8 protein-coding genes are annotated in these 11,851 nt (G+C 67.8%); all 8 read left to right on the forward strand.

The window, feature by feature from the left end:
* Positions 1 to 920, forward strand: a 920-nt coding sequence (locus tag RWX87_RS05755) for an alanine--glyoxylate aminotransferase family protein (protein ID WP_314688520.1), incomplete at its 5' end; no start/stop codon positions are given.
* 49 nt (positions 921 to 969) lie between these two features.
* A complete protein-coding gene (locus RWX87_RS05760; RefSeq protein WP_314688523.1) occupies positions 970 to 2,319 on the forward strand; it encodes an allantoate amidohydrolase in 1,350 nt (449 codons plus the stop codon).
* A gap of 61 nt (positions 2,320 to 2,380) precedes the next feature.
* The gene (allB, locus tag RWX87_RS05765; protein ID WP_314688525.1) at positions 2,381 to 3,730 is read left to right on the forward strand and encodes an allantoinase AllB; all 1,350 of its coding nucleotides are present in this window, start codon (positions 2,381 to 2,383) and stop codon (positions 3,728 to 3,730) included.
* A 167-nt stretch (positions 3,731 to 3,897) separates the two neighbouring features.
* Positions 3,898 to 6,612, forward strand: a complete 2,715-nt coding sequence (locus RWX87_RS05770) for an AtzH-like domain-containing protein (protein ID WP_314688527.1) — start codon at positions 3,898 to 3,900, stop codon at positions 6,610 to 6,612.
* Positions 6,594 to 7,082 carry a nucleoside 2-deoxyribosyltransferase gene (locus RWX87_RS05775; protein ID WP_314688529.1) on the forward strand — a complete coding sequence of 163 codons (489 nt, stop codon included), beginning with the start codon at positions 6,594 to 6,596 and terminating at the stop codon, positions 7,080 to 7,082. Before RWX87_RS05770 ends, RWX87_RS05775 begins: the two co-directional genes overlap by 19 nt.
* 127 nt (positions 7,083 to 7,209) lie before the next feature.
* A complete protein-coding gene (locus RWX87_RS05780) occupies positions 7,210 to 7,785 on the forward strand; it encodes a transcriptional regulator (protein WP_314688531.1) in 576 nt (191 codons plus the stop codon).
* A 214-nt stretch (positions 7,786 to 7,999) separates the two neighbouring features.
* Positions 8,000 to 9,904 (forward strand): ABC transporter ATP-binding protein, encoded by a 1,905-nt coding sequence (locus RWX87_RS05785; protein WP_314688534.1) that lies wholly within the window; start codon positions 8,000 to 8,002, stop codon positions 9,902 to 9,904.
* 107 nt (positions 9,905 to 10,011) lie between these two features.
* The coding region (locus RWX87_RS05790; protein WP_399552320.1) for an ABC transporter ATP-binding protein at positions 10,012 to 11,851 on the forward strand (1,840 nt) is incomplete at its 3' end.

The raw sequence follows: 11,851 nt of genomic DNA on the forward strand, positions 1-11,851 counted from the left end.
GGGAGATCGCCGAACGCTGCGACGCGGACGTCCACGTCATCGAGAAGCCCTGGGGACAGGTCTTCCGGGTGGAGGAGATCGCCGAGGCCGTGCGTCGCGTGCATCCGAAGCTCGTCGCCACGGTGCACGGCGATACCTCCACCACCATGCGCCAGCCCCTCGAGGGGTTGGGCGACGTCTGCCACCGGGAGGGGGCGCTGCTGTACACGGACGCCACGGCGTCGCTCGTCGGCAACGACCTGCGGACGGACGAATGGGGCGTCGACATCGTCACCACGGGCATGCAGAAATGCCTGGGCGGCCCCTCCGGATCGGCTCCCATCACGGTGTCCGACAGGGCCGTGGCCGTCATGGAGCAAAGGCGCAGCATCGAGGCCGGAGTGGCCGACGGGCCGGAGGAGATTGCCCAGAGGCGCATACGGAGCAACTACTTCGACCTTCCCCAGATCTTCGACTACTGGGGGTCCCGGCATCTCAACCACCACACCGAGGCCACGCATATGCTGTACGCCGTCCATGAGGCGGTGCGGATCATCGTCGAGGAGGGCATCGACGCGGCGATCGAGCGCCATCGGCTCAACGGCGCGGCCATGGCCGCCGGCGTCACCGGCATGGGACTGAGCCTCTATGGCGACCAGCGAACCCGTATGAACGACGTCATCGGCGTGGTCATCCCCGATGGCGTGGACGACGCCGAGGTGCGGGCGCGGCTGCTCGAGGACTTCTCCGTCGAGATCGCCTCGTCCTTCGGCCCTCTTAAGGGCGCGATCTGGCGGATCGGCGTCATGGGCTGCAACGCCAGGAAGGACGCCGTGCTCACGACGATCACGGCGCTGGGCGCCGTGCTCCAGCGGCAGGGCGTCGCGGTGTCGCCGTCGGACGGCGTGGAAGCCGCCCTCGCGGTGTACGGGGGACGCTAGGGGTCGGACCGCGTGGAGCGGACGCAAGGTGCAAGGGAAGGGGCTACGGATGGAGGAGACGATGTCGATGCGATCCCATGGAGACGGAACGGCGACGCTCAGCGAACGGGAGCGGCGTCCGGCGGCCTGGGCGCAGGACGCGGCGGCGGTCATCATGCGGCGCTGCGATGAGCTGGCCGCCTTCAGCGATATGCCGTCGGGCATCGAACGCCTGTACCTGTCCCCGGAGATGTCCCGCGCCTATGAGCTGACCGCCGGGTGGATGCGCGAGGCCGGCATGGACGTGCACGTCGATCCCGCGGGCAACCTCGTCGGTCGCGTCGAGGGGCGGGAGCCTGGTCTGCCTGCCCTGATTCTCGGCTCCCATCTTGATTCCGTGCCCGATGCGGGACGGTACGACGGGATTCTTGGGGTCGTCTCCTCGGTGGCGGTCGTCAGAAGCCTCGTCAGGGAGGGCATGTCGGGGAGGCTGCCCTTCGCGCTTGAGGTCGTGGCCTTCGGCGACGAGGAGGGGGCGCGGTTCGGAGCCACGCTTCTCGGCTCCTATGCGCTGGCGGGCGGATGGAAGGATGAATGGCTCGATCTGAGGGACGCCGCCGGAACCTCCATGCGGCAGGCCTTCCTCGACTTCGGCCTTGACCCCGACCGCGTCGGGGAGGCTGCCCTCGACCGGTCCCAGGCCGTGGGATACCTCGAACTGCATATCGAGCAGGGGCCGATCCTCGAACAGCGGGACCGGGCGCTGTCCTCGGTGAGTTCAATCGCGGCGGCCTCCCGATACATGGTGACCATCGAAGGCGAGTCCCGGCATATCGCCACGCCCTATGACCTGAGACGGGATGCTCTGACGGCCGCCGCGGAGATGATCCAGGCGGTGGATTCCATCAGTCGCGAGGCCGGGACGCGCGCGAACGTCGGTGAGATCTCCGCCGAGCCGGGTGGCGTCAACGTCATCGCGGGCCGAACCGTCTTCAGCCTGGATGTGAGGGCCGGCACGGACTCGGACCGCGACGAGGTCTTCGACGCGATCTGGAGGGCCTTCGACGGGATCGCGGAACGTCGCCGCGTGATGGTGTCGCATCGGCTCATCCACACCGCCGATGCCGTGGTCTGCGATGCGGATCTGCGCGCCTGCATCGAGGAGGGGGTCGAGCAGGCCGAGGGGAAGCCCGCCTTCGGTCTCGTCAGCTTCCCGGGACATGACGGGATGGCCGTCGCCGAGCTTCTTCCGATCGCGATGCTCTACGTGAGATGTCGTGGGGGAATCAGCCACAGCCCGGACGAGGCCGTGCGCGAGGCGGACGTCGCCTACGGCGTGGACGCCTTCCACCGTGCTGTGCTGTCCGTGGCGAAACGCATGACTGTGGCGGAGCCGCGGGTCGTCTCCTCCACGGAGTGAGAAGCATCGCCAGATCGTCCGTTGCCGTCCGGCATCGGTGGAATGAGACGAAGGAGAAGCCATGAACGCATTATCCGCCGGGGAAGTCGATGAGCCCCTGGACCTCGTCATTCGTGGAGGGGTGCTGTCGCACGACGTCATCACCCAGTGTGCGGTCGGCGTGCGCGGCGGGAGGATCGCACTCGTCTCCTCCGATCCCGATGCATCCGTCGACGCGGTCCGTGAACGCCGTCTGGAGCCGGGGGAGGTCCTCATCCCCGGCATCATCGACAGCCATGTGCACATCAACGAGCCGGGGCGCACCGAATGGGAGGGATTCGACTTCGCGACCAGGGCGGCCGTGGCCGGAGGCGTCACGACGGTCATTGACATGCCGCTGAATAGCAATCCGCCGACGCTGACGGTCGAGGCCCTGGAGCTCAAGCGTTCGGTGGCGGCGTCCAAAGCTTACTGCGAACTGGGATTCTGGGGTGGCGTCGACATGACGAATCTTGGGCATCTGCGTCCGCTGTGGGATGCCGGGGTGTTCGGGTTCAAATGCTTCCTGTCGCCCAGCGGCGTCGACGAATACGGGTCCCTGGGCTACCCGCAGCTCGAGGACGCCATGAGCGAGATCGCCTCCTTCGGCGGCCGCCTCATCATCCATTCCGAGGACCCCGCCGAGCTGGCCGTCCATGCGGGCCACGTCGGTGCGAGCTACCGGAGCTTCGCCGAATCCCGCCCCGCCTCCTGCGAGGCGACGGCCGTCGAGCACGTCATGGAGCTTGTCCGCCGGACGGGATGCCGGACCCACATCCTCCATGTGTCGGCGGCATCGACGGTATCCGTCCTCGCCGGAGCCAAGGCCGACGGCCTTCCGGTGACCGCCGAGACGTGCCCGCATTATCTGACGCTGGACTGCGACCATATTCCGGACGACGACACCGCCTTCAAATGCTGCCCGCCGATCCGTGACCTGAAGGAGCAGGACGGTCTGTGGAAGGGGCTCGTCGACGGCACGCTGGACATCGTCGTCACCGACCATTCCCCCACCACGGCGGCGATGAAGGCCGGAAGCCTCGCCACCGCATGGGGAGGCGTCTCCAGTCTGCAGGTAGGCTTCAGGGCCGTTCTCACCCAGGCGCGCCGGCGCGGCCTCGGCCTCGCCGATGTGGTGAGATGGATGAGCTCGAACGTGGCCTCCTTCGCCGGCTTCGGCGACAGGGGAGCGATCGCGGAGGGAAGGCGTGCCGACCTCGTCGTCATCCGTCCCGACGACACCTTCGTCGTGGACGCCTCGAGACTCGCCAGCCGCAATCCGATAAGCGCCTTCGATGGCATGACGCTGAACGGGGTCGTCTCCGACGTCCTCGTCGGTGGACGCACCCCAGCCGCGGGCGCGGATCATCTCATCAGCCGTCCATCGAGATAGCCATGGCGTCCGTCCTCCGTCGGGCCCGCGGATCCTCTGGGGACCCGAGGCGTGGCCAAAGGAATGCCTGATGGTCGGCATCCGGATGGCGGGATGGATGATGGTCGATGCGGGTTCGTCCGCGTGACGGCGGTGCGCCGTCGGACGGCCGAAGGGAAAGGATGCGGATGGTTCATATACTGCAGTCGGGGACGGCGGTACCGGCCGGGATGACGTATGTGCCATCGGCGCCGGGGAACGTCCTGTGGGGGCGTCTGCCCTGCCGAAGAGACGCGGCGATAGCGGAGATGGGCGGCGACGGCGCGCTGATCGTCGACACCGTCAGCCATGAGGGTCTGCTTCCCGACCAGGGAGGCGATCCCGTCGCCTACTTCCGCTCGCATGGCGTCCCCCGCGAGGAGGTCCTCGAGGACGCGGTCGAGATATGTCGGGGGATGAGGCGAAACCCCCATACCGATGGTCCCCATGTCGTCACGGGTCCCATCGGGATTCCAGGGGCCCATCCTGGGGATCTTCTGGCCGTGACGATCGTCGAACTCGAGCGCAGGGTCCCCTACGGGGTCATCTCCACCCGGCATGGCCGCGGGGTGCTGGCGATGGAGCGGGGGCTTGATGGGGACTACGGCCAGTTCTGCCGGGTCGACGGGGATGCCGCGGTCCTCTCCCTGCCCTCCGGATCCGGTGAGGTGCGCCTTCCCGTGGAGCCGTTCCTGGGGATCATCGGCGTCACCCCCGATTCCGACATCCGTCCAAGCTCCATTCCTCCCGCCCGGTACGGCGGCAACATCGACCTCAAGGAGCTGCATGAGGGGGCCACGGTGTTCCTCCCGGTCGAGGTGGAGGGGGCGGGGCTGTATGTGGGCGACCCCCATTTCGCGCAGGGCAACGGCGAGGTGGCCCTCACCGCCCTCGAGGCCTCCCTGCGGGCCACGCTCCGCGTCTCGGTGGTGCCCCGATCGGACCGTCGCGCCCATCTCGACGGCGTCGAGGGTCCCTTCGCGATATCCGAAGGGCGGCTCATCGTCACCGGAATGCATCGCGACATGGACGAGGCGGTGCGTCGCTGCGTGCACAACGCCGTGGAGCTGGTCTCCCACCTGTTCCTGATTCCGCGCAGGCAGGCCTACCTCACGCTGTCCGCGGCCGCCGATGTCGACGTCACCCAGGCCGTGGACATCGTCAAGGGAGCGCATGGAATCATCGATCCGTCATGGTTCCGGGACGCTCCCGGGTACGAATCGGCCATGCGGCTTCTCGACCCCTTCGCCGACCGTTCTCTGGAGCGTGCCCTCGATGGATACGAGTCCGCCCTGATGTCCGACGATGTCCGCGCCCTCGACGCGATGTTCGCCGACGATCCGGACGACATCCCCGTGGTGCGTTCCGATTCCGGCGGCATGCGGGTGGGGCATCAGGTCATCTCCGACTTCCGTCGCACCAGGGGAGGGGCCCCCGCACGCACGCTGCGCAGCCGGGTCGTCAGGAGGCTCGGTCCGGGGGCGGCGTGCGTCACCGCATTGTTCGATCGCCAGGCTGGCGGAACGGTGATCCAGACGCAGGTCTGGAGGCGCGTGGGGGGACGATGGCGGATCGTCGACGCCCATCTGACCTATCCCCGTCCGGCCGTCGACGGTCGGATCTGGCGTGTGGCGGGCGATCCGCTTATCCCTCCTCGGAAGGACGGCCCCCTGCAGGGTCTGGGCGTGGCCGTCAAGGACCTGTTCGCGGTGGAGGGGTTCGCCGTTGGGGCGGGGAACCCGCAGTTCCTTCGGGAGTCCCCCATCCGCTCCGGGAACGCTTGGGCGGTGGACAAGCTGCTCGCGGCCGGTGCGTCCGTCCGTGGGATCGCACGAACCGACGAATTCGCCTATTCCCTTGCTGGAACCAACATCCACTATGGGACGCCTCCCAACCCGCTCGCCCCCGGACGCGTCAGCGGAGGGTCGTCCTCGGGATCGGCGTCCGCCGTCTCCCTCGGCCAGGCCGACGTAGGCCTCGGAACGGACACCGCGGGGTCCATCCGCGTCCCCGCGTCCTACCAGGGCCTGTGGGGAATCCGCACCACGCATGGTCTGGTCGCACGTGAGGGCGTTCTTCCGCTCTCCGAATCCTTCGACACGGTGGGCTGGCTGACGAGAGATCCGAGAACTCTGGCCTCGGTCGCCGAAGTCCTGGCTTCGGATGCAACGACATCCGTCCCCGACCCATCCGACGCCGGTGCCCTGGTCGTCTGCCCCGCCATGGATGAGCTGGTGGCCGATGAGGAGGCCCGCGCTGCGCTGGCGGGATGGAGGGCGGCTCTGCGACGCCATGCCGACGTGGGGGAACTGCCCGTCACCGTCGCCATGCTCGAGGACTGGGCGCGAATCTTCGGCGTCGTCCGCGGCTACGAGGCCTGGCTCGCCGACGGCGCCTGGGTGGGGAGGCACGGCGATTCGCTGGCTCCGGACATCCTCGCCCGGTTCCAGGAGGACGCGCGGATCACCCGGGAGGAGTACGACCGGGGACTGAGGGATCTCCGGCGTGCCCGAATCGCCGTCCGCGAGATGCTCGGGGACAGAATGCTGCTCATGCCCACGGCGTCCGGTCCCGCCCCGCGCGTGGCTCGGGGGGACGATGAGGCGTCCGCCCTTGCCGATGCGAGACGGGCGACCATACTTCTCACCTCGCTTGCCGGCGTGGCCGGGCTTCCCGCCGTCGCCATGCCCGGGTCGCTGGAATCCGGCCTGCCCTTCGGACTATGTCTGGTGGGGCCGGCGGGATCCGATGGAAGCCTCATCGACGCGTCCTCGCGCGTATGGAGGCTATGCGGGATGGATCAGAGGAGGAACGCCCTGAATCGTGAAGCATGCGGAGGTGGCGAATGCGGGATGAACGCGTGACGTCGACGGGCGCGGCTCCGGCGGTTTCCGGCGCGGCCGCCGGGGCTCATGCCGGAGGGTACGACTTCTACGTCGCCGGGCCCTTCTTCACGCCCGGGCAGGTGGCTTCGATGGAGAGGCTGGAGGCCGTTCTCAAGGCCCATGGCCGAAGCATGTTCCGGCCGCGTATGACCTCTGACGTCAGGGTCGTCGGACCGCGTGCCTGCTATGAGGAGGACCTTGCGGCCATCAGGGCATCGGCGGCCGTCATCGCGAATCTGGTGGATGACGATCCGGGCACGATGATGGAGATCGGCTTCGCCACGGGACGGGGCGTTCCCGTCTATGGATACCGAGAGGGGCTGCGGGACGGCGACTCGGTCAATCTCATGATCGTGCAGGCCGTTCGGGCACTGTTCCGCGGACCGGCGGACCTTGATCTCTGGCTTTCCGCCGGCGAGCGTCGCGACCCTGAGGTCATGCAGTTCTGAAACCGTCACGGACGGCATTTTCGCTTCATGGGTCAGATACTTCTGACGTGTGATATTTTGTGGATGTAACGGTCCGTCGCATGTGTGGCGGCATCGGGAGGCCATACGGGGCAGGAAGGACGATGTCGTGGGATATGAACGCGAGGCCGTGGACGAGCTTTTCGCCGCGGTGGCGATGAAGCGGTCCGAGATGCAGACCCGCCTCTTCCGGTCCGGCAAGGGAGAGCCCTTCGTGCTGCGGTATCTGCAGCGGCACGGCACATCCACCCCCACCATGCTCGCCTCGGCCCTCAAGGCCAGCTCCGGGCGAATTTCGGCGCTTCTCGCCATCCTCGAGCGCAAGGGCTACGTCACCCGCGAGGTGGACCTGGCCGACCGGCGCACCGTCCTGGTCAACCTCACCGAGGATGGACGACGCGAGGTCGAACGCGGGTACGAGGAGATGCGCTCGTCGGTGTGCTGGATCTTCGGGCAGATGGGGGAGCGGCGCACGCGCGAGTTCGTCGACCTGACCTGCGAGTTCGCGACCTACATGTCCGTGTGCAGACCGGGCGAGCCGCGGCCGACCGCCGAGGCCGTGGACTCCGCCTTCGCCGAGGAGCGGGGGAGACGGGAGCGGGTCCGCGAGACGCTGCGCAACGGCGGAGGGAATGGGTGTCCCATGGCCGCAACGGCGGAGGACCCCGCGCCGGCAGGGGACTGACATTGTTGCGGCCGGTCGCATATGGCGAGGGATGAGGATGACATCATCCCGGTGTATATTATCTCACGGCGTAAGAAATAAACAGACGAAGTAAACGACGTACGATGCCCACGTCGACGGCCGATGGAACCGATCCGGTTTCCTCCCGCCGCTGCTGGGCGCACGCCGCCCCGGCGGCCCGTCGGGCGGAACGTCCACTCCGGAAGGGAGCTCCATGCTGCGCATCTGCCGCTATCTGTCCAAGGCCGAAATCGGGCAGCTTCTCGCGGGCCTGCTGTTCGTCGTCGGACAGGTCTGGCTCGACCTCAAGCTTCCCGACTACATGTCGGACATCACCACGCTGGTCGAGACCGAGGGCAGCGCCATGCGGGACATCTGGATCGCCGGCGGCAAGATGCTCGGCATCTCCCTGGGGTCGGTGCTCTGCGCCGTGGCCACCGGCTTCGTCGCCGCGCGCGTCGCCGCCTCCTTCGGACAGCGGCTGCGCTCGCTGGAGTTCCGCACCGTCGAGTCCTTCGGGCCCGCCGAGATGGGGCGCTTCTCGACGGCCAGCCTCATCACCCGCTCCACCAACGACATCACCCAGATCCAGATGTTCATCACCATGGGTCTGCTGCTGCTCGTGCGCGCGCCCATCATGGCCGTGTGGGCGCTTGTGAAGATCGCCGGCAAGGGCGCCGACTGGACGCTGGCCACCGGCGTGGCCGTCGCCGTCCTCATGGTGGCCGTCGCGCTTCTCATGTGGCAGGTGCTGCCGAAGTTCCGCAGCATGCAGAGACTCACCGACGACATCAACGACGTGGCGCGCGAGAACCTCGTGGGACTCCGGGTGGTGCGCGCCTACAACGCCGAAGCCTTCCAGGAGGATCGCTTCAGCCATGCCAACGACGCGCTGACGGGCACCCAGCTGTTCACCAACCGCGCCATGGCCGTCATGATGCCCCTGATGAACACCGTGATGAACGGCCTTATGCTCGCCGTCTACTGGATCGGCGCCTATCTCATCCAGGCGGCCGCCGCGACGGACCGGCTCACGCTGTTCTCCAACATGGTCGTGTTCTCCAGCTACTCCGTGCAGGTGATCATGGCCTTCCTGCTGATGAGCATGGTGTTCGTCCTCCTGCCCCGGGCCGACGTGTCCGCCCACCGCGTCCTCGAGGTGCTCGACACGAAGCCCTCCGTGGTCTCCGGCACCCGCGTCGAGGGCGAGTCGGGACGGGGAGGGACCGTGGAGTTCCGCGACGTGGGCTTCACGTATCCGGGGGCACGCGAACCCATGCTCAGGCATGTGAGCTTCCGCGCCGACCCCGGACAGACGGTGGCCTTCATCGGATCGACGGGTTCCGGCAAGTCCACCCTCGTCAACCTCGTGCCGCGGCTGTACGACGCCACCGAGGGACAGGTCCTCGTCGACGGCCTGGACGTGCGCGAGTACGACGTGCGGTCCCTGAGGGGTCGCATCGGCTACGTCCCGCAGAAGTCCGTGCTGTTCTCCGGGACCGTCGACTCGAACGTCTCCTACGGCGACGACCCCGCCAGGAAGGGCGCCGACCTCGACGTCGAGCTGCCCGACACCTCCACCCGGGCCGGTCGCCGGCGCGAGGCGGAGCTGCTTGGCGGCGACAAGGCCGCAACGGAGGGCGCATCGGGGGATTCCGCAGGGGGCGTCGTCGGGGGCGAGGCCCTGGAACGGCGGGATCGCGTTCGGCGGGCCGTGCATGTGGCCCAGGCCGACGAGTTCGTCGACCGCATGGAGGGCGGCCTGGAGGCCCCCATCGCCCAGGGCGGCTCCAACGTCTCCGGAGGACAGAAGCAGAGGCTGTCGATTGCGCGGGCGGTGTTCCGGCATCCCGAGATCCTCGTCTTCGACGATTCCTTCAGCGCCCTCGACTTCCGGACGGACCGCGCCGTGCGCGAGGCGCTCGCCGACCAGGCCCGCGACGCCACCAAGCTCATCGTCGCGCAGCGCATCGGCACCATCATGGACGCGGACCGCATCGTCGTGCTCGATGACGGACGCGTCGTCGGACAGGGCACGCATCGCGAGCTGCTGGACTCCTGCGAGGTGTACCGGCAGATCGCCGAGTCGCAGCTCACCGCTAAGGAGCTGGCGGCATGACGACGGTGGGTCCGGGGGCGGCGACGACGGGAAGAACGGGAGACGATATGGCGGAGGATCGCAACGGCGGCATGACGAGGACGACGGGACGGCCGACCCCGAGACCCATGCGTCCCATGGGAGGCGGGCATGGTCCGGGAGCGGGCGGACCCGCCGAGAAGCCCGATGACTTCGGCAGGGTCATGGGTCGCCTCGCGGGATACAGCCGCCGCTACGTGCCGGCGGTGCTCATCGCTCTGGTGCTGGGCGCGGCGGGGACGGTCTGTCAGATCATCGGTCCGGACAGGCTGCGCGACATCACCAACGAGGTCGCCAAGGGGCTGCCAGCCCTCGTCCATGGCGTCCCGGTCCTCGGAACCGTGGACCTCACGGCCGTGGGGCGCATCGCCTGGACCCTGGTCGCGCTGTACGCGGCCTACGCGATCCTGGGCTATCTGCAGAGCTGGATCATGGCCGACGTCACCCAGCGCACCGCCCAGCGTCTCCGCGAATCCATCAGCTCCAAGATCAACCGTCTGCCGCTGCGCTACTTCGACCGCACCAGCACCGGTGACGTGCTGTCGCGCATCACCAACGACGTCGACGCCATCGGCCAGACCCTCGGGCAGTCCCTCGGCTCCCTCATCACCTCGCTGACGCTGTTCGTCGGCTCGCTGGTGATGATGTTCCGCAACGACGTCATCATGGCTCTGTGCGCCATCGGCGCCAGCGTGCTGGGGATGCTTGTCATGGGCGTCATCATGGTCGCTTCGCAGCGCTTCTTCGTGCGTCAGCAGGTCGCCCTGGGCGACGTCAACGGTCATGTCGAGGAGATGTACGCCGGGCACGTCATCGTCAAGACCTACAACGGCGAGGCCGACTCCATTCGCCGCTTCGAGCGCTACAACGCCGATCTGTACGATTCGGGATGGAAGAGCCAGTTCCTTTCCGGGCTCATGATGCCGCTGATGAACTTCGTCGGTAATCTCGGCTACGTCGTGGTCTGCGTGGTCGGTGCCGTGCGGGCCATGGACGGGGCGATCTCCTTCGGCGTCATCGTGGCCTTCATGATGTACATCCGGCTCTTCACGCAGCCGCTGTCGCAGTTCGCGCAGGCCTTCCAGAACCTCCAGCGCTGCGCCGCCGCATCCGAGAGGGTGTTCGCCTTCCTCGACGAGCCCGAGATGGAGGACGAGTCCGGCAAGAAGGCGCGGCTGGGCAGGGATGCGCAGGGCCGACCGGTCCCCGTGCATGGCGACGTGGAGTTCAGCCACGTGCATTTCGGCTACGACCCGGACCGCACCATCATCCGCGACTTCTCGGCCTCGGTGAAGGCAGGCCAGAAGGTGGCGATCGTCGGCCCCACCGGGGCGGGCAAGACGACGATGGTCAACCTGCTCATGCGCTTCTACGAGATCTCCTCGGGGACGATCACCATCGACGGGGTGGACGCCCGCGCGGTGCCTCGCGCCGACGTCCATGAGCAGTTCGCCATGGTGCTTCAGGACACCTGGGTGTTCCGCGGCACCGTGCGGGAGAACGTCGTCTACTCGCGCGCCGGCGTCACCGACGAGCAGGTCGAGAAGGCGTGCCGCGCGGTGGGACTGGACCGTTTCATCCGCTCGCTGCCGCAGGGCTACGACACGGTGCTCGACGATTCGACCAGCCTGTCCCAAGGGCAGCGCCAGCTGCTCACCATCGCCCGCGCCATGGTGCGGGACGCTCCGATCCTCATCCTCGACGAGGCCACCAGCTCGGTGGACACGCGCACCGAGGAGCTCATCCAGAAGGCCATGGACGCGCTGATGGTGGGGCGCACGAGCTTCGTCATCGCCCATCGGCTCTCCACCATCCGCAACGCGGACATGATCCTCGTCATGAACGGCGGCGACATCGTCGAGCGCGGCACCCACGACGAGCTGCTCGCGCGCGGCGGGTTCTACGCGGATCTGTACAACAGCCAGTTCG

This window comes from uncultured Bifidobacterium sp. (assembly GCF_963540075.1).
Lineage (GTDB): Bacteria > Actinomycetota > Actinomycetes > Actinomycetales > Bifidobacteriaceae > Bifidobacterium.

Coding starts and splice junctions, on each gene's coding strand:
- RWX87_RS05760 (WP_314688523.1), top strand. CDS start 970: ATGGAGGAGACGATGTCGATGCGATCCCATGGAGACGGAACGGCGACG.
- RWX87_RS05775 (WP_314688529.1), top strand. CDS start 6,594: ATGCGGGATGAACGCGTGACGTCGACGGGCGCGGCTCCGGCGGTTTCC.
- RWX87_RS05785 (WP_314688534.1), top strand. CDS start 8,000: ATGCTGCGCATCTGCCGCTATCTGTCCAAGGCCGAAATCGGGCAGCTT.
- allB (WP_314688525.1), top strand. CDS start 2,381: ATGAACGCATTATCCGCCGGGGAAGTCGATGAGCCCCTGGACCTCGTC.
- RWX87_RS05770 (WP_314688527.1), top strand. CDS start 3,898: ATGGTTCATATACTGCAGTCGGGGACGGCGGTACCGGCCGGGATGACG.